Annotated in this window: 15 protein-coding genes (1 of these 15 only partly in view); 7 read left to right on the forward strand and 8 right to left on the reverse strand. The window is 63.6% G+C overall.

Annotation, left to right across the window (positions count from 1 at the left end; translation table 11 throughout):
• Position 1 precedes the first annotated feature (1 nt).
• The 4 genes from SPBM01_RS12850 to purU all read right to left on the reverse strand — a co-directional run bounded on the left by SPBM01_RS12850 (position 2) and on the right by purU (position 2,954).
• Entirely contained in the window at positions 2 to 730 is a 729-nt protein-coding gene (locus SPBM01_RS12850) for a HupE/UreJ family protein (RefSeq protein WP_188065710.1), read from the reverse strand.
• Between the two features lie 11 nt (positions 731 to 741).
• A complete protein-coding gene (locus tag SPBM01_RS12855; RefSeq protein ID WP_188062191.1) occupies positions 742 to 1,122 on the reverse strand; it encodes a hypothetical protein in 381 nt (126 codons plus the stop codon).
• Positions 1,123 to 1,148: 26 nt separating this feature from the next.
• On the reverse strand, positions 1,149 to 1,892 hold the full coding sequence (locus SPBM01_RS12860; protein WP_188062192.1) for a DUF4198 domain-containing protein: 744 nt from the start codon (positions 1,890 to 1,892) through the stop codon (positions 1,149 to 1,151).
• A gap of 207 nt (positions 1,893 to 2,099) precedes the next feature.
• Complete coding sequence (purU, locus tag SPBM01_RS12865; RefSeq protein ID WP_188062193.1) at positions 2,100 to 2,954, reverse strand: formyltetrahydrofolate deformylase; 855 nt, start codon at positions 2,952 to 2,954, stop codon at positions 2,100 to 2,102.
• Positions 2,955 to 3,081: 127 nt separating this feature from the next.
• On the opposite strand from purU, the gene SPBM01_RS12870 reads away from it, so the two are divergent.
• Positions 3,082 to 3,819 (forward strand): alpha/beta fold hydrolase, encoded by a 738-nt coding sequence (locus tag SPBM01_RS12870; RefSeq protein WP_188062194.1) that lies wholly within the window; start codon positions 3,082 to 3,084, stop codon positions 3,817 to 3,819.
• 27 nt (positions 3,820 to 3,846) lie between these two features.
• Here SPBM01_RS12870 and SPBM01_RS12875 read toward each other — a convergent pair whose 3' ends face one another.
• A complete protein-coding gene (locus tag SPBM01_RS12875; RefSeq protein WP_188062195.1) occupies positions 3,847 to 6,648 on the reverse strand; it encodes a TonB-dependent receptor in 2,802 nt (933 codons plus the stop codon).
• 299 nt (positions 6,649 to 6,947) lie between these two features.
• Here SPBM01_RS12875 and SPBM01_RS12880 point away from each other — a divergent pair, with 299 nt between their 5' ends.
• Both SPBM01_RS12880 and SPBM01_RS12885 read left to right on the forward strand, forming a co-directional pair.
• Entirely contained in the window at positions 6,948 to 8,297 is a 1,350-nt protein-coding gene (locus SPBM01_RS12880; protein ID WP_223177692.1) for an MFS transporter, read from the forward strand.
• Complete coding sequence (locus SPBM01_RS12885) at positions 8,297 to 10,123, forward strand: hypothetical protein (RefSeq protein WP_188062196.1); 1,827 nt, start codon at positions 8,297 to 8,299, stop codon at positions 10,121 to 10,123. The genes SPBM01_RS12880 and SPBM01_RS12885 overlap by 1 nt, the downstream gene beginning before the upstream one ends.
• Here SPBM01_RS12885 and SPBM01_RS12890 read toward each other — a convergent pair.
• From SPBM01_RS12890 to kdgD, 3 genes are read right to left on the reverse strand one after another with little or no spacing between them, the layout of a single operon-like run.
• Positions 10,120 to 11,670 carry a carboxylesterase/lipase family protein gene (locus SPBM01_RS12890; protein ID WP_262504156.1) on the reverse strand — a complete coding sequence of 517 codons (1,551 nt, stop codon included), beginning with the start codon at positions 11,668 to 11,670 and terminating at the stop codon, positions 10,120 to 10,122. The genes SPBM01_RS12885 and SPBM01_RS12890 overlap by 4 nt on opposite strands.
• Positions 11,667 to 12,557: a LysR family transcriptional regulator gene (locus tag SPBM01_RS12895; RefSeq protein WP_262504157.1), complete on the reverse strand. Its 891-nt coding sequence runs from the start codon at positions 12,555 to 12,557 to the stop codon at positions 11,667 to 11,669. Before SPBM01_RS12895 ends, SPBM01_RS12890 begins: the two co-directional genes overlap by 4 nt.
• A gap of 28 nt (positions 12,558 to 12,585) precedes the next feature.
• Positions 12,586 to 13,524: a 5-dehydro-4-deoxyglucarate dehydratase gene (kdgD, locus tag SPBM01_RS12900; protein ID WP_188062198.1), complete on the reverse strand. Its 939-nt coding sequence runs from the start codon at positions 13,522 to 13,524 to the stop codon at positions 12,586 to 12,588.
• Positions 13,525 to 13,784: 260 nt separating this feature from the next.
• Between kdgD and SPBM01_RS12905 the strand changes: the two genes are divergently transcribed.
• The 4 genes in view from SPBM01_RS12905 to SPBM01_RS12920 are tightly spaced (at most 58 nt apart) and all read left to right on the forward strand, a layout consistent with a single transcriptional unit that may run on beyond the window.
• Positions 13,785 to 14,201 carry a hypothetical protein gene (locus tag SPBM01_RS12905; RefSeq protein WP_188062199.1) on the forward strand — a complete coding sequence of 139 codons (417 nt, stop codon included), beginning with the start codon at positions 13,785 to 13,787 and terminating at the stop codon, positions 14,199 to 14,201.
• Between the two features lie 58 nt (positions 14,202 to 14,259).
• Positions 14,260 to 15,531 (forward strand): TolC family protein, encoded by a 1,272-nt coding sequence (locus SPBM01_RS12910; RefSeq protein ID WP_188062200.1) that lies wholly within the window; start codon positions 14,260 to 14,262, stop codon positions 15,529 to 15,531.
• 5 nt (positions 15,532 to 15,536) lie between these two features.
• Positions 15,537 to 16,775 carry an efflux RND transporter periplasmic adaptor subunit gene (locus tag SPBM01_RS12915; RefSeq protein WP_188062201.1) on the forward strand — a complete coding sequence of 413 codons (1,239 nt, stop codon included), beginning with the start codon at positions 15,537 to 15,539 and terminating at the stop codon, positions 16,773 to 16,775.
• A 25-nt stretch (positions 16,776 to 16,800) separates the two neighbouring features.
• Positions 16,801 to 18,845, forward strand: the 5' portion of a protein-coding gene (locus tag SPBM01_RS12920) for a CusA/CzcA family heavy metal efflux RND transporter (RefSeq protein ID WP_262504436.1). Its footprint extends 1,117 nt past the window's final position; the window shows 2,045 of its 3,162 coding nt (coding positions 1–2,045); the start codon lies at positions 16,801 to 16,803; its stop codon lies beyond the right edge, outside the window.

An 18,845-nucleotide genomic window follows, 5' to 3' on the forward strand; every position in this document is an offset into this window, starting at 1 on the left:
ATCATGCCCCTTGCGTGAAATAGCCGGCCATCTGATAGCCGATCAGGACGAAGCCAGCGGTCATCAGCGCCGCATTGGCAAGGATGGCGCTGCGCTGGAAATTGCCGCTCATGCGCCACAGGTTCATGAGCAGAAGGATGATGGTCAGCGCCAGCATCTGGCCGATTTCGACCCCGATATTGAAGCTAATGAGATTATATATCATTCCTTCCTTCGCCAGTGTCAACGCCTGCAATTTCGTGGCAAGGCCCAGGCCATGAAAGAAACCGAAGATCAGCACCGCCGCCTTGGGATTGGGCGACATGCCAAACCAGCGGCGAAACCCGTCCAGATTGTCGATCGCCTTGTAGACCACGGACAGCCCGATGATCGCGTCGATCAGATAAGGGTTGGCGCGGATGTCGAACATCACGCCCAGCAGCAAGGTCGTGCTGTGGCCGATCGCGAACAGCGTCACATAGGCCGCGACGTCCTTCAGCCGGTAAAGGAAGAAAATGACCCCCGCCAGAAACAGCAGATGATCGTATCCGGTGAGCATATGTTTGGCCCCCAGATAGATATAGGGGATGATGTTCACCCCCGACGCGCCTTCGATGAACGCCTTGTCATTTTCGTCCACGCCATGCGCGCGCAGCGCCTGCCCGATACAGGCGATCAGCACCGCCAGCGCCAGCAGCGCGACCCGCCGCACACCTTGAGAGGAAAGGGCGGGGAGAGTCGCGCTGCGCATTGTCATGGTCCTTATTTGGCCTGGAAAGTGGCGAAGATTTTCGCCCCGCTCTTGTCGACCAGCGCCACGACCAGCTTTGCGCCCTTGACCGTCTTGAAGCCCGGCGCGGACAATCTGTTGCCGCCTGCGGGCTTCAACACCGCCTCGCTCTTGGCCCCGCCCGCGCTCTGCGTCAGCTTGGCGGTGAAGTCTGCCGCCGTCAGCGGCTCGTCCTCCTCGCTCAGATAGACGTCGACGCCCTTTGGCCCTGCGACCAGCTCCATCATCGTCTCGCCCGACATCTGGACCATGCCGCCATGCTGCGGCTTCATGCTGCCATGGGCGTGCAGCATGGCGGGCGCGGCCATCAGCGCGATGGCCGCGATGCCGGTGCGGAGGAAGGCGATGGTCATGAAATATATCTCCTTGATAAATAATATCATTCTGGCAAGTGCGGCAGGACGAAGGACAGCGAAGCGCGATGTTCCATATGATCGACCTTGGTCTTGTCATCGGCCGGGCCGACATAGATCGCCATCAGCACGTTCAGCCCCTGATTGCGCAAGGTGATGGTCGCGGTCCCGTCCGCCGCCGTCTTGACGGCCGCTTCGTCGGGATCGTTGACATAATCGGTCATCACGATCGCCCCCGCGATTGGCTTGCCCTGATACAGGACGCGCACCTTCATCGGCTTGCCCATCGCCTGGGGTATCGCCGGATCGACCGGCACCATCTGGAGCGTGTGGCCGGGGATCATCGGCAATGGCTTTGTCGGCACCTGTGTCAGGTGAACCGCATATTTCCAATTATGTTCGGCCAGCGTCGCGTTAGGCACTTCGTCGCGGCCCTTATTGTGCCATTCGCCATCGGGCGTCTTGCTCCACAGGCCATAATCCATTGCCGCCGCGATGATCGCGACCGGCTCGTCGCTATCCACCACCGGCACGACGCCCGCCGCACGCAACGCCGTTTTGACCGGCGCGCCATCGGCATCATAGCCCGCGACCGATGTAATCAAAGGCAAGCGCTTGACCGCGTCCAGATCGTCCGCCCCCACGCCATAGACCAGCGCGATCTGCCGGGCGCGCTGCGCAAACCATATGCCATGCGCCCCTGCCGGAACGGCGATGGCCGCCAATGTGGCGGCGGTAACGGCGACAGTCACCAATCGGGCGAACGGCATGGGCGAAACTCCTCGGTCCTGGGATGATCCCTAAGGGTCAAGGCTATGATGACGACACGAACGAATCTTCCGAATACGTCAAATGGGCAGGTTGAAAATATCAAATAGGATGTTCGCCGCGCGTGATATGCTGCGCAGACCCTTTTCGCCTTTTTACCGACCCATTGTCCATCTCGCTGTCGCCAATTGCGGGTCTGCGCGCGCGCCCTATGCTTTGAACACGACCGTCCGCGCGCCGTTCAGGAACACCCGCCCCTGCAAATGATGTTCCACCGCGCTCGCCAGCACCCGCCGTTCGATGTCACGCCCCTTGCGTACCAGATCGTCGGGCGTGTCGGCATGGTTGATCGCTTCCACATCCTGATGGATGATCGGCCCTTCATCCAGGTCGGCGGTCACATAATGGGCCGTTGCGCCGATCATCTTGACCCCGCGCGCATGGGCCTGATGATAGGGCTTGGCTCCCTTGAAGCCGGGCAGGAAGCTGTGGTGGATGTTGATGCACCGGCCTGACAGGAAAGCGGCCAGATCGTCGCTCAATATCTGCATGTACCGCGCCAGCACGATCAGGTCCGCGCCCGTCTCGGTCGCGATCGCCTTGATCTGCGCTTCCTGCGCCGCTTTGGTTTCCTTCGTCACGGGCAGGTGATGGAACGGCACATCGTCGATCAGCGAAATGCTCAGTGCCTCGCGCGGATGGTTGCAGATGACGCCGACCACATCCATGTCCATCTCACCGATCCGCCAGCGATACAGCAGGTCGCCCAGGCAATGATCGAACTTGCTGACCAAGAGCAACACCTTCTGCCGCTCGCTATGGCGGCGCAGGGTCCAGTCCATGCCATGTTTCTGCGCGACATTGGCAAAGGCGGCGCGCAGCCCTGCGACGCTATCGTCCGCTGCCTCAAACTCCACCCGCATGAAGAAACGGTCGTTCAGCCGATCATTATATTGCTGGGCATCGGTGATATTCCCGCCCTGCTGTGCCAGGAATCCGGCGACATCGGCGACCAGTCCGGGCCGGTCGTCGCATTGCAGGGTCAGGGTGCAAATCTCGGTCACATCGCTTCTCCGCTCGTCCCGCGCCTCATGCTGCCTCCCGCGCCCGTTGCCAAGCCGCAATCGTGCGCTGCGCCCGCCGCGATTTTACCCTCGTCCGCTTTCCCATATTCGCATAAATGACGCAGCCATGACCATCAGCCAGCCCACGCCCCTCGTCATCCTGCCCGGATTGCTCTGCGATTCGCGCATGTTCGCCGCAACCCGCGCGCATTTCGAAGGCACGATCGTGATCGACGGTTTTTATGGCGGGGCGGACCGGATTGCGGCGATGGCGACCTATGCGCTGGACCGGATGCCGCCCCGCGTGGCCTTGCTGGGCCATTCCCTGGGCGCGCGCGTCGCGCTGGAAATCTGGCGGCAGGCGCCCGAACGGGTCGAACGGCTCGCGCTGGTCGATACCGGCGTTCATGCCGTAAAGCCAGGTGAGCAGGACAATCGCTACGCCCTGCGCGACCTTGGCCGGGCGCAGGGCATGGCCGCGCTGGTGGCGCAATGGCTCCCCCCGATGATGGGCGAAACGGCGCTGGCCGACACAGGGTTGATGGCCATCCTCACCGCCATGGCGCAGGACGCAGGCCTCGCCGCCTTCGAAGCACAGACGCAAGCGTTGCTGAACCGCCCCACGCTCGACACGCTGCTGCCGGCCATCACCTGCCCGACCTTCGCGATTGTGGGGGAGGAGGATCGCTGGTCCCCCGTCGCCCAGCATGAAGCGATCGCCGCCGCCATTCCCGGCGCCCAACTGCGCATTGTCGAAGGGGCAGGGCATATGATGCCCGCCGAAGCGCCCGCACCGTTCAACCGCATCATTGCGGAATGGCGGCAAAAAAAATGCCAGTTGCCCAAGAAGGACAACTGGCAATAAGGACGCTGCGCTCTCGGAAAGGGCGGGTTAGAAAGCGTAGCGCATCCCGAAATTGAACTGGCGACCGCTATGGGTCAGCACGTTCAGGCGATTGGTTTCATCCACGAACTGGTCATTCTTGGCGTCGGTCAGGTTGATCGCCTCGATGCTCAGCTTCATCTTCTTGGTGATGTTATAGCTGGCCTGCGCATCGACGTTCAGCGTGCTGTTGGTGCCATTATAGGCATTGCCCTCGGTCCCCGGCACGGCGGTCAGATATTTCGACCGATAGGCTACCGATCCCCGAATCTGGAACTTCTCCGTCTCATAATAAAGCGTCGCGTTGGCGGCATGTTTGGACAGGCCGACCAGCGGCGCGGTGACCGAACTGCTGCCATTGGCGGCGGTCAGATATTCGATGTCGGACTTGACGAACGTATAGTTGGCCAGCACGCCGAAATTGGACAGGATGCCCGGCAGGAAGCTGAAGGGCTGCTGGATATTGACCTCGAACCCTTTAAGGATGCCACCCGACGAATTGACCGGCTGGCTTACGATGAACACGTCGCTCGGCGATGCGGTGGTGCCATCCAGCAGCGACGTGGGCAGGCCCAGGCTGCTATAGGGAACACCCACGCTCAGCGTCTGGACGAAGGTGCCGATATCCTTGCGGAACGCAGCCAGCGCATAGATCGCCCCCTGCGTGGGATACCATTCGATCGACACGTCCAGATTGTTCGACGATGTCGGCTTCAGGTCGGGGTTGCCGGACGAAAAAGTGCGGTTCCCGCCCGAAACATTCAGGTTCCCGCCCGGCGTCAGCGACGCGATGCCAGCGCGGGCCAGCGTCTTGGCAGCGGCGAAGCGGACTTGCAGATCCTGCGTGATGTTGCCGACCAGATTGATCGACGGCAGCCAGCGTTTGTAGCTGCGGTCGGCACTGACCAGATTGATCGCCGTGCCACGGCTGGCATAGCCAGTGGAAAACTGGTCGGTCTTGACATAGCGCAGGCCAACGTCGCCCCGGATTGGCACGCCTGCATCGGCCAGGTTGAACTGCGCCATGCCCCACGCGCCCAGATCCTCTTCCGTCACAGTGATGTAGGATCCGCGCGCCGTCGCATTCTCCACGCCGCCGGTGGCGTAAATCGGGTTGCCGTAGATATTGCCCTGGCTGATGAAGGCATCCAGATTGGGGATCACCCACGCGGTCGGCGTGCCGGTGGGAATGTTCAGCCCTTTGCCGAATCCGTCGAACAGGGTCGTCATGCCCGCCAGTTGGGTGGCGGTCAGCGGCGCGATTACGGTTTCACCCGAAATGCGGCGGCGTTCGGTCGAATCATATTCGAACTTGCGCCAATCCGCCCCGACTTTCAGCTTGACCATGTCGGTGGCTTCCCATTCGACAAAGCCCTTGGCCGTCGTGAAAGCGTTGGTCACAGTCTGCGGCCGAATGCGCACTTCCGACGTGCCGTTGATGAAGCTCCATGTCGACGCATTGGCGACATCCACGCCCGGCGCGATGGTCGGGAAGCGGCTGGTGAAATCGTAACGGAAATTGCCGGTGTTCACCGCGTCGATCGTGACCGTGGTCTGGATCGGGTTGGTAAAGTCGGACCGCGCATAGCCGCCCATAACATTGACCTTCAATCGGTCGCCCAATTGCTGGTCGATCGACCCGTCAATCTGGTAAAATTCGGTCTTGAGGACATCGTAACGCGCCTGCGACCGCATATCGACATTGTCGAACGTGCCGCTGATGATGTTGTTGTCGCCATCGACGGTGCCGTTGCGCACAATCGTCTGCGGTTTGCCGCTGCCCGACCGGCTGAAACTGATCGCCTGCAACTGCGCTTCCTTGCGCGTTCCGTCGAGCCGCGAAAACAGGCCGTCGATCGAAATCAGCGTGCGGTCGGTCGGCTTGAACTGGACCGATCCTGCCGCGCCCAGCCGCTTTTGCGATATGTCATAGCTGACCAGACCGGGAATGCGCGGGTGGAATAGCGCAGTATCGGGATTGGCGTCGTTGATCTGCGCAATCGTCTTGCCCGGCAGAGTCGATGTCGGGGCAAAGCCGCCGTTGAACCCGCCATAGGTCCAGCGGGTAATGTTCGCGCCTTCTTCCTTGATCCGCCGTTCTTCATAGGCAACCGACAGCAATACGCCGAACCGGCCATCGGCGGTCTGCGTCGCGACCAGTCCCGACAGGCGGGGCGTCGTCTTGCCGCTCAGGTCGTTATAGCTGGCGGCGGCGGACAGCACGGCAGTCGGCTTTTTGTAATCGAGCGGACGCGACGTTTGCAGGTCCACGACCCCGCCCAGCGACCCTTCTTCCACATCGGCGGTCGCGGTCTTGCGCACCGACAGGTTGCTGAACAGGTCGGACGAGAAGATGTTGAAATCGAAACCGCGACCGCGATTGACGCCGCCCGAATTGTCGGTGCCCCCGGTCGTGCCGATCGCTTCCATGCCGTTGATGCGGACACGGGTATATTCCGGGCCAAGCCCGCGCACCGTGACGTTGCGGCCTTCACCATTCACCCGGCTGATCGCGACGCCGGGAATGCGCTGAAGCGATTCTGCCAGGTTCAGGTCAGGAAATTCGGCGATGTCCTCTGCCTTGATCGCGTCGATCGAGGCGGTTTCGTTACGCTTGACGTTCAGCGCGCTGTTCAGGCTGGCACGAAATCCGGTGACGACGATGTCCGCGACACCGGTGTCACCTTGGGGCATGGCTTCGGCCTGCGCGGCAGGCGCGTCATTTTGCGCGATCGCCTGCGGTGCCAGCGTCAATGTGGTGATGGCGCTCGAAAGGCCCAGGATCATCTTGGTGCGACGGATGCCGTTCATGGCCTTCTCACTCCCCTAATATGTGCGCGTTGCGCATTTGATGTCCGGCATTGGTTGCCGGATCGGCCCATGATGGATAGCGCCGTAATAGGGCGACATGCCAACCTCAATGTCGCATGGATCAATGCACGACTTGCACTGATGCTGCGGCAAATCCGCCCGTCCTGTATCGATCAAGCCAAGACGGGACTGGATCATGTTGCATTTGGACTTGGACCCGCTTGCCTACTGGCGTTAGCGTCGGACCATCGCCATTCGACCGTCCCGGCAGATGGGCGGCCCTTTAAGGAGAGCCTGACTTGACCCGCGCCGCCGCCATTTCCGCCGCCCCCGTCGCCGGTGCGTCCCGTCCTACCCATGTCCGTTACAGGATCATCGCGCTGATCTTCCTGATCACGTCGATCAACTATGCCGATCGCGCGACCTTTTCGATCGCGGGCAACGCAGCGTCGGGGGAACTGGGCATCTCGCCGGTGCAGACCGGCTTCATCCTGTCCGCCTTCGCCTGGGCCTATGTATTGGGACAGATACCGGGCGGCGCTCTACTCGACAGGTTCGGCACCAAACGCATCTATGCCGGCGCCATTGCACTCTGGTCGATCTTCACCGCGATGCAGGGCACGGTCGGGCTGATCGCGGGCCTGCCGGTCGTGGCGACGCTGTTTGCGATGCGCTTCATGGTCGGTTTCGCCGAATCTCCATCCTTCCCCGGCAACGCCCGGCTGGTCGCGGCCTGGTTTCCGGGTGCGGAGCGTGGCACGGCATCGGCCATCTTCAACAGCGCGCAATATTTCTCGCTCGTCGCCTTTGCGCCCCTGATGGGCTGGCTGGTCCACAGCTTCGGCTGGCGCGCTGTCTTCTGGGTCATGGGTGCGCTGGGTCTGGTCGCGACTGCCTTGTTCCTGCGCTATATCCACAGCCCTGCGCGCCACCCGTCGATCAACGCGGCGGAACTGGCCTATATCGAGGCTGGCGGCGGCCTCATCCATATGGAGGATAGCGCAGCCCAATCCGCCCGCGCGCCCAGCTTCACCTGGGTCAATATCCGGCAATTGCTGGCCAACCGCATGATGATCGGCATCTATCTTGGCCAATATTGCATCAATGTGCTGACCTATTTCTTCGTCACATGGTTCCCCATCTATCTGGTCAAGGAACGCGGCTTGAACATCATGGAGGCCGGGTTCGCCGCTGCCATCCCGGCGATGTGCGGTTTCATCGGCGGTCTGGTGGGTGGCTATGGCTCCGACCTCATCCTGCGCCGCACCGGATCGCTCGATCTGGCGCGCAAGACGCCTCTGGTCGCCGGAATGCTGCTCGCCACGCTCATCATCGCCTGCGTCTGGGCGGACTCCGAAGCCCTGGTCATCACCTTCATGGCGCTGGCTTTCTTCGGCAAGGGCGTCGCTTCGCTCGGCTGGGCGATCATGGCCGATGTCGCCCCAAAGCAGCTTGCCGGGCTGTCGGGCGGCGTATTCAACATGTTCGGCAATATCGCCGGGATCGTGACGCCGATCGTCGTCGGCTTCATCGTCGCGGCGACCGGGTCGTTCGATTGGGCGCTGATCTTCGTGGGCGCGCATTGCCTGCTCACCATCTTCGCCTTTCTGGTGATCGTCGGCCCGATCCGCAGGCTGGAGCTGGCCTGATGCGCATCGACCGCCGCGCCTTCGTCGCGGGGGCCGCTGCCCTCGCGCTGCCCGCCCACGCCCGCACCCGCGCAACCCTCGTCGCCAGCACGCCGATGCTTGCCCCGCGCTGGGCCGTGCTGCAACGGCAATTGCTCGCCGCCAATGAAGCGGCCTGCGTCGATTTCTACGCCAAATATGTCGACCGGCGCGACCGGCTGCGCGTGTTCGAACGGTGGGGTGCGAATGATGGCCCCGATGACGCAGCCGAAGCGACGAACGACTGGTTCCTGCTCCACGCACTGGGCGGGGGCGACCGCATCCGCACCTTGGCGGCGCAATTTTGGGAAGGCCATCTGCGCCAGTTCGCCGCCGCCCGCACCACCGACGTGCCGATCGCGCGGCACGGCATGTATCACCGCGAATTTCCCGTCCAGATGGACTGGCAGCATAATGCGGAGGGGCTGACCAGCTTCAACGTCATGGGCCTGTCCATGCCGCGCGACGCCGGGCTGCGCACCCGCACCGCCCGTTACGCCGATTTCTACACCGGGCGCGATGCCTCAGCGCCCAATTATGATCCGAAACTGCGCATGATGCGCAGCATGATGAATGGCAGCCGGGGACCGATGCTGCGCCCCGCAACCCCGCTCGACTGGGCAGGCGACCCGTTCGATCCCACCCCCTTCCACATGGAACATGGCGAAACCAACTACAGGCAAACGCTCGACCATTATGCCGAATATGGTGATGTGGTCGGCGAAAATCCGCTGAACCTCCAATCCACGACTTTGGGCCTCAACGCCTATGCGTTGGGCGGCGGCGAACGGTTCCGCCGCTGGGCGCTTGACTATCTCGACGCCTGGGTTGATCGCGCCGCCCGCAACGAGGACATCCTGCCTAGCCATGTGCGCCCCGACGGAACGGTGGGCAAGGACTGGTGGACCGGCGTCTATGGCTGGGGCTTTTCCCCCCGCGTGCCGCAAACCGGCGTGCGGGAAGATCGCAACCGCGTCCCCCGCTCGATCACCGCTTTCATGGGCGCGCTGCTGATGAGCGGCGACCAGCGCTATATCGACCTGTGGCGACGCCAGACCGCGCGGATCAACGCCGCCGCCCGTACCATCGACGGCGTGTCCCACGCGCCGACCATGTATGGCGCGGACGGCTGGTATGGCTGGAAAGCCGGACCCTACCGCACCAACGGCTTTGAAATCTGGTATATGTCGCAGCGCACCGAGGACCGCGCCGCCGCTGGCGACCACCCATGGATCGGCTTTCTGGAAGGCCGCGACCCCTCTTATGCCGAACGCGCGATCGAAGCCGACCTAAAGCGCGTGGCCGACCGTGTCGCCCTGCGCGAAAGCGACACCACCACGCCGCAGACTCGCCTCGCCGACTGGCCGATCGGCATCAACCCGGCCAGCGTCACCAGCCTCGTCCAGTTGATGACTGGCGGCCTGCACATCGCCCGCCCGCCCTGGTCGAAAACCTCGCCACCACAAGGGGGCGTGCCGCTCCATTGCCGCCTGCGCTATTTCGATCCCGCCGCCCGCCGCGCCGGTGTGCCGCCGCACGTCGCGGCGCTGGTCCACAGCCTGTCGGACACTGCGACGGCGGTGACACTGGTCAACCTCGACCCCAAAAATGCGCGCAGTCTGATCGTGCAGGGCGGTGCCTATGGCGAACATCGCATCGACAGCGTGACGATGAACGGACGCACCGTTGCGGCTGGTGGACGAGACGTGACCGTGCGGCTGGAACCGGGCTGCGGCGTGCGCCTGACACTGGCGATGACACGCTATGCCCTGCGCCCGACGCTCAGCTTCCCGTGGGACCGGGCCTAACCACCCGGCTTGATATAGGGCGCAACCGCGAACAACAGCCGTTCCTCCCGGCGCGGATCATCCATCACGCGCACGTTGCGGTCGAAAATCATCGTGGGCCGCTGCGTCAGTTCAAACTGCGGCCAGCGCGGCAGCGCCCCGCCATTGGGATCGCCCGTCCGGGCCAGCGCGATGAAAGCATCCGCCATCATCCCCGCCAGCCGCCGTGCATCGGCGCTCACCCCCGTCCGCGCGCCCGGCGCATCGACATTGTCGAACATCAGCGGAATGTCGAGCGTGTGGAACGCCCCCAATATCCCGCCCGCGTCGGGGCAGGGGAAATCCAGCTGATACATCCATGTCGGCGCACCGATCCGCGCCCGTTCTTCCGCCTGGATCAGATGCCCCGGCCAGGACCGCCCGGCAGTCGAAGCCGCCAGCAAAATCTGCCCCGGCGTCCGGTCGGGATATAACTGGCGATAGCGCGCAATGACATGATCGGGGGCGAGATCCTTGACCATCTGCCGCGCCAGCCGGTCGGGCAGATTGTCCCATGTCGTGTCCCCCGCGCGCAGCGTCTTTTCGATCCACAGTGCGGTTTCGTCATGGGTATTGCCGATGATCAGCGGAATATGTGCCGCCTCACGCGGCGCGTCCGGCACGAACGGGTGCCGGGTCAGCACATGATGATCGAGCGTCGAGGTAAAGCTGATTTCGCCTTTGCCCTCCAGCGGATCGACCATCGCCATCGCCGCGACCAGCCGCTCGACCGGCAGGCGGGCCAGCGCCGCCACATCCGCCGCGCCCGCTTTGCCCATCCATGCCTTGGCCCGCGCCGTGGCATGGTTCGGTCCGGCGGCGGTGACATGCTGCCCGCTCATCGTCGCGGCGGCATGGAACAGGGGCCGCGCCTCCGCCATCGCCATCAGCGTCACGACCTTCGCCCCGCCGCCAGACTGGCCGAAAATCATCACCCGCCCCGGATCGCCCCCGAAGCCCGCAATATTGTCGCGCACCCATTGCAACGCCAATATGATGTCCAGATTGCCGACATTGCCCGATTCCGCCGGACCGCCCAATTGCGCCAGATAGGCATAGCCCAGCGCCGCCAGCCGGTGATTGAGCGTCACCACCACCACATCGCCCCGCCGCACCAAATTGCCGCCATCATAAAGCGGGTCGCTGCCCGACCCATGGGCGTGCGCCCCGCCGTGCAGATAGACCATGACCGGCCGCTGCCCCTTGTCCAGCGCGGGCGTCCAGACATTGAGGAACAGGCAATCTTCCGACGTCGGCTCGGTGACGTTGGTCTGCGGCGCAGCGGGACCATAGTGCGTAGCATCGACAATGCCCGGCCATGGCTCTGGCGCTAACGCCCGCTGGAACCGGCGCGGCGCGGTGTCCGCGCCATAACGGATGCCGCGAAACGCCAGTACCCCTCGCTCGATCGTCCCGCGCACTCGCCCATATTGCGTCGTCGCAACGGGGCTGACGGGCGCACGCGCGGCAACGACCAGCGGCGCAGCGGCCAGCCCGCCGATCAGCGCGCGCCGGTCGATCCCGCTCATCCGGTCGCTTCCGCACATAGCTGCCGCATCGCGGGCAGCGCCGGATTATGATTGTCGCGCCGCCACGCCATATGCAGCTCGACCGGCTTGTCGATCGGCGTCATCAGGCGGCGAAACTGCACGTCCATCATATGCAGCCCGGTCGCGCTTTCCGGCACGATCGCGGCGGCAAGTCCCGCATGGACCAGTCCCAGCATCGAATGGATCTGCGTCACATGCTGGACATAGAGCGGCGCGACCTGCGCCTCGTCGAACAGGCGCACCAGCATGTTGTGAAAATAACTCGCCCCCTGCCGCGAATACATGATCAGCGGCTGGCCATCGAAATCGGCGAGTTCCAGCGCCGCCTTGGACTGGCGCGCATCGCCCGGCGGCAGGGCGACGAACAAAGGTTCGTGCAGCACGCAACTCGTTTCGAACTCATGCCGGTCGATCGGCGGGCGGACGAAACCTATGTCGATCAGCCCGGTGAGCAACGCATCGACCTGCTCGCTCGACACCATCTCGCGCAATTCCAGCTCGATATTGGGCAGCGCCGCGCGGGCCTGCGCCACGATGCGCGGCACGACATTATAGCCCGATACCGCCGTGAAGCCGAGAGCCACTCGCCCCGCATCGCCCTTCGCCACGCGCCGCGCGGAAAGGGCGGCGCTGTCGGACAGGCGCACGATCCGCCGCGCCTCGATCAGGAACACGCTGCCCGCAGGCGTCAGGCTGACCTGCCGGCTGGTGCGTTCCAACAACTGCACGTCCAATATGCGTTCGAGCAGCTGTATCTGCCGGCTGAGCGGCGATTGCGTCATGTTGAGGCGCTGCGCCGCGCGGCCGAAATGCAATTCTTCGGCCGCAGCGACGAAGCAGCGGAGCTGGCTGAGTTCGAACATCATCACAGACTAGCCCCGCCCAGCGACCAAGTCACGCGGCGGCCGACAGCGCCCCCGGCGACACTGCCTCGATCAACATCCGCAATTCGGCTTCCTCTGCCGCCGACAGGTCGGTCAGCGGCGACCGCACCGGCCCGGCATCCCGCCCGATGATCCGCATCCCCGCCTTGACGATCGACACCGCATAGCCGTTGCCGCGATTGCGCAGCGCGATATAGGGCAGCACGAACCGGCGCAGCCCGTCCATCACATGCGCATGATCGCCCGCACGGACGGCCTTGTAAAAGGCCAGCGCCCATTCCGGCATGAAATTGAAGATCGCCGACGAATAGGTGGTGACGCCCATGGTCAGATAGGGGGTGGCGAATGTTTCCGCCGTCGGCAGCCCGCCAATATAGGTCAGCCGGTCGCCCATCCGCGCATAGATGCGGGTCATCAGTTCGATGTCGCCCACGCCATCCTTGAAACCGACCAGATTGGCATTGCGCTCACACAAGCGCGCCAGCGTCTCATCATTGATGACGGCATTGTCGCGATTATAGACGATGACGCCCAAACCCGTGGAGCGGCACACTGCCTCGATATGGACGGCCAGCCCTTCCTGCTTGGCGTGCATCAGATAGGGGGGCAGCAGCAGCAATCCGTCCGCGCCCGCCTTCTCCGCGTCGCGCGCGATGCCGGTGGCGATCGCCGTGCCATATCCGCAACCCGAAATAACCGGGGTCTTGCCGCCGCCTTCCGCGACCGCCGCTGCCACGACCGTTGCAACTTCGGCGGGCGTCAGCGAAAAAAATTCGCCCGTGCCACCCGCTGCAAACAGGCCAGTCAGTTCATGATCCAGCATCCATGCACAATGTTCGCGATACGGCCCTTCCTCAAATGCGCCATCGGCATCGAAATGGGTGACCGGAAAGGACAACAGCCCTTCGCCCAGATGGCGGGCCATGTCGGTGGGGCTGTAATGGCTCATATACGCTAAACTCCTCTCCACGGCGGGATGCTCCACGTCCGTGCTTGATGAGAGGGAATAGGCGGTCAGGGGGTCATGCGTCCAAACCAAAGACGCGCACGATCAATGCAAGAGCTGGCATGATCGTCGTCGCGCAGCCGTTTGCCGGAGACGGCATGATCCACCGTGCAGGCCGTGCGTTGCGGACCAGAATGCTGATTCGGACCCGGCGACCCCCTGCGATATTGCCATGGCGACGCATCCCCGATAACGCACACTCTATGTCCATCTCGCTGTCTACTTTGCGACTACGTCTGGGTGCGATGCTTTGCATCCTGCTGGTTATGTTGTTCGCCGGGATGGGCCTGTCGCGCACGATGGACGGCATCCAGCATGAAGCGGGCGCGACGCAGCGCCACGCGCATATGCTGTTCAGCGGACTGACTGCCGAAGAAGCCCATGATGCCCAGCATGACAGAGCGGAAGTCGAGGATCAGGATCGGTCGAACCGTCTGCCCGATGGTCATCATCACCATCATGGTGACGGCGGCGCGGGCGTCATCCTGTTGGCGCAGGCAGGCTTGATGGCCCCCCTGTTCGATAGTGCGCGCCATGGCCTGCCGCAGGAACGTGGCGGGCTGGGTTCTGCCGTGCGCGGACCCGAACGTCCGCCCAGGGCGATGACCGACAGCGTCTGAACCTGCGCCGCGACACGGCGTGGGATGATCCACGCCCTGTTGCGAAAGCCTGTTTTCCATGTTTGCATTTGTTCGTCCGCGCGGATTGTCGCGCCTTGGCGACGCGCTGGCCATCGGTGCGCTGCTATGCTTGTTGCCCGTCCCGTCCGTCCATGCGCAGGTTCTGACGCTGGCCGATGCCCTGTCGCGGGTCGCGGCGGCGGACCCCGCCCTTGCCGTTATCGCTGCCCAGCGCGCTGCGGCCGACGCCTCCATCCGACAAGCCGATATCAAGCCGCAGGATGTCGTCACCGTCGATGTCGAGGATTTTGCCCGCTCCGGCGGCTACACCCCGGTCGCCAGTTCGCAGACCACCGCCTGGTATGAGCGCACCTGGGAACGCGGCGGCAAGCGAGAAGCACGGGTCGGCGCGGCCCGCTCCGAACGCGATGTCACGCAACAACGCGGTCGCCTGCGCCAGCTCGACATGCTGGCCCAGGCGCAGGCGGCCTGGGTCGAAGCATTGGCAGCGGACGCGGAAATCCCCGTCGCGCAGGAACGTCTGGCACAGGCCCAGCGGCTGGAACGGGAAGTCGCGCGTCGCGTCAACCGCGCGCTCGACCCGTTGTTCGCGCTGGAACGCGCCCGAACCGCCGTGGCGCTGGCGCGCATTGCCCATGAACAAGCGATCGAAAAGGCACGGATCGCACGGGCAACGCTGGGCGCATGGTGGGGTGCGGACGCCGACTTCCGCCTCGACACCAGCGGCTTTTCCCGCATTTCCGCCGATCCTTTGGCGAACGCCCAACCGATCGACATTGTCCTGCTGGACGCTGAACGCGATGCCGCAGCGGCACGGGCGCGCCTCGCCGACGCCAACAGCGCTACCGATCCCACGCTGCGCGCTGGCCTGCGCCATTATGGGCAGGGCAATGACGTCAGCATCGTCGTCGGCGGATCAATCCCGCTCGGTGGGCGTCAGGCGCAGCGCGGTAACGTCGAGCGGGCCGAAGCGGAACGGCGCATGGCCGAAGCGGAAATCGCCGTGTTGAAGGTCCAGACCAAGCGCGACATGGACCGCATCCTGGCGCAACGTGCCGCTATCCTCTCCGAAATCAAACGCATCGACAGTGCGGTGCTGCCCAGCGCCGAACGTGCGGTAGTGCTGGTGCGCGACGGCTATAATCGCGGCGGCACGGCCTTTACCTTCCTCGAAGTGGCGCAGGCGCAACAGGCGATGATCGACGCCTATGAACGCCGCATCCAGTTGCTGCGCACCTATCATCTCGACGGCGCACGGCTCGACCGGCTGACCGGCCGCCACGCCTTCCTTCTTTCCAGCGCGGAGTGAATCCGATGTCCCCTTTGCTTAAAATGGCAAGCCTGCTGCTTGTCCCAACCTTGCTCGCCGGTTGCAACGAAGCCCCTGCCGAACAGGAGGCGCATGGCGCAGCGGAAGCCGAATTCGAACGCGGCCCTCATCGCGGGCGCATGTTGCGCGACGGCAATTTCGTCGTCGAAGTCACCATTTTCGAGGATGGCGTCGAACCGGAATTTCACCTCTACGCCTATCGCGATGACAAGCCGGTGCGGCCGCAGGATGTGCAGATCGCGGTCGAACTGACCCGCCTGGGCGGCCGGGTCGACCGCTTCGCCTTCACCCCGCAGGACGATTATCTGCGCGGCGGCGGCGTGGTGCGCGAACCCCATAGTTTCGACGTAAAGGTCCGCGCTACGGAAGTCGGACGCACCCACAATTGGGCCTATGCATCCTATGAAGGGCGCACGAACATTACCGCCGACGCGGCCCGTGCCGGTGGCGTGCGGTCCGAACGCGCCGGGCCTGCTACCATCGCCGAATTGATCGACATGTCAGGCCGCATCGAAATCACGCCGGAGGGGAAGGCTGACGTGCGCGCCCGCCTGCCCGGCGTGATCCTGTCCATGCAGGGCGAACTGGGCCAGCAGGTGCGCCGGGGTCAAGTGTTGCTGCGCGTGGAATCCAGCCACTCGCTCCAGACCTACATTGTCACTGCGCCGATCAGCGGCACGATCGTGGAAAAGAACGCTAATATCGGCGATGTGACGGGCGACCGCGCTTTGTTCGTGATTGCCGATCCGACCCAGTTGCACGCCGAATTTTTCGTCTATCCCCGCGACGCTGAGCGCGTGAAGGTGGGACAGGCGGTGTCCCTGCGCAGCCTGTCGGGCGAAGCGAAGCTGACCGGAACGGTCGAAGCGATCCTGCCCACCGCCGACCTCGCCAGCCAGACGGTGCTGGCCCATGTTCATCTGCCTCCGTCCGCTGCGAACCAGTTTCGCCCCGGCATGGGCATAGAAGGCGCCTTCTCCATCACACAAACGCAGGTGCCTCTGGCGGTACGCACCAAGGCGATCCAGCGCTTCCGCGATTTCGATGTCGTTTATGCCAGGGTCGGCAACAGCTATGAAGTGCGGATGCTGGAACTGGGACGACGCACCCCGGAATGGACGCAGGTATTGGGCGGTCTGGAACCGGGAACCGACTATGTGACCGATGGCGCTTTCCTGATCCGCGCGGACATCGACAAGGCAGGGGCCAGCCATGACCATTGATGCCATAGCCACCACCCGCCCGGCCCTGCTGGAACGCATGGTCGCCGCCGCCATCCGCTTTCGCTGGACGGTGCTGGCCATAGTGCTGCTGCTCTGCGCCATCGGCATATGGAGTTTTCAGCGCCTGCCGATCGACGCCACGCCCGACATCACCAATGTTCAGGTGCAGATCAACAGCGAAGCGGTGGGCTTTTCGCCGCTGGAGGCGGAACAGCGCGTCACCTTCCCCGTCGAAACCGCCATCGCCGGGCTGCCGGGGCTGGAATATACGCGCTCTCTGTCACGCTACGGCCTGTCGCAAGTGACCGCCGTATTCGCCGACGGCACCGACATCTATTTCGCGCGCCAGTTGATCAACGAACGGCTGCAAACCGCACGGTCGCAACTGCCGCCTGGCGTGGAACCGGAAATGGGTCCGATCGCCACGGGGCTGGGCGAAATCTTCATGTACACGCTGGAGGCCCGGCCCGGCGCGCGCAAGCCCGATGGCACTCCCTATAATGCGGAAGATCTGCGCACCTTGCAGGACTGGGTGATCCGCCCGCAATTGCACAACACGCCGGGCGTGACCGAAGTCAACAGCATCGGCGGGTTTGAGCGGCAATATCATGTCACGCCGCTGCCGGACCGCATGGCCGCCTACGGCCTCGCCCTCGATGATGTGGTGCAGGCGCTGGGGCGCAACAATGCCAATGTCGGCGCGGGCTATGTCGAACGCTATGGCGAACAATATCTCGTCCGCGTTCCCGGTCAGGCCAGTGGCATCGACGATCTGAAATCCATCATCGTCACCAATCGCGGCGGCGTGCCGATCCGCATCACTGATGTTGCCGATGTTGGCATGGGCGAAGAATTGCGCACCGGCGCTGCGACGGAAAATGGTGAGGAAGTGGTGCTTGGCACCGTCGTCATGCTGGCGGGAGGAAACAGCCGGATCGTCGCGCGCGCCGCTGCGCAGCGGCTGGAACAGGCTGCCAAGGCCTTGCCCGCAGGGGTGGAGGCAGTCGCAATCTATGACCGCACCGACCTGGTCGAACGGGCAATCTGGACGGTGGAGAAAAATCTGCTCGAAGGGGCATTGCTGGTCATCGTCGTCCTGTTCCTGCTGCTGGGCAATGTCCGCGCTGCCCTCATTACGGCGGCGGTCATTCCCATCGCCATGTTGATGACGATCACGGGCATGGTGCAGGCCGGGGTATCGGGCAATCTCATGAGCCTTGGCGCGCTCGACTTCGGCCTGATAGTCGATGGGGCCGTCATCATCGTGGAAAATTGCCTGCGCCGCTTTGCGGAGGCGCAGCATGGGCTGGGCCGTCTGCTCGACCGGCAGGAACGCTTCTCGCTCGCCGCATCCGCGACATCGGAAGTCATCCGCCCGTCACTGTTCGGTATCCTCATCATCGCGCTGGTCTATGTGCCGATCTTCGCGCTGACCGGGGTTGAGGGCAAGATGTTCCATCCCATGGCGATTACCGTCGTCATGGCCCTGACCGCCGCCCTTATCCTCTCGCTCAGTTTCGTTCCTGCCGCGATCGCCCTGTTCGTCACGGGCAAGGTGGAGGAAAAGGAAAGCCGCCTCATGCTCTGGGCGCGGCAGGCTTATGAACCGGCGCTCGACAAGGCGCTAAGCCTGCGCAAGGCCTTTGTGGGGGGGGCGGTCATACTGGTCTTCATCGCCGGGATCGCTGCCAGTCGGATGGGTTCTGAATTCGTGCCGAACCTGGACGAAGGGGATATCGCCATGCACGCGCTGCGCATCCCCGGCACCAGCCTGACCCAGGCGATCGGGATGCAACGCACGGTCGAAGCGCGGCTGAAGCGCTTCGCCGAAGTCGAACGGGTCGTGTCGAAAATCGGTACGGCGGAAGTTGCGACCGATCCAATGCCGCCATCGGTGGCGGACACCTTCATCATGCTCAAGGATCGTGCCGACTGGCCCGATCCGCGCAAGCCGCGCACAACATTGGTGGCGCAGATGCAGGAAGCGGTGGAGCAAATCCCCGGCAATAATTATGAGTTTACCCAGCCGATCCAGATGCGCTTCAACGAATTGCTGTCAGGCGTCCGCGC

Source organism: Sphingobium sp. KCTC 72723 (assembly GCF_014280435.1).
Taxonomy (GTDB): Bacteria; Pseudomonadota; Alphaproteobacteria; order Sphingomonadales; family Sphingomonadaceae; genus Sphingobium.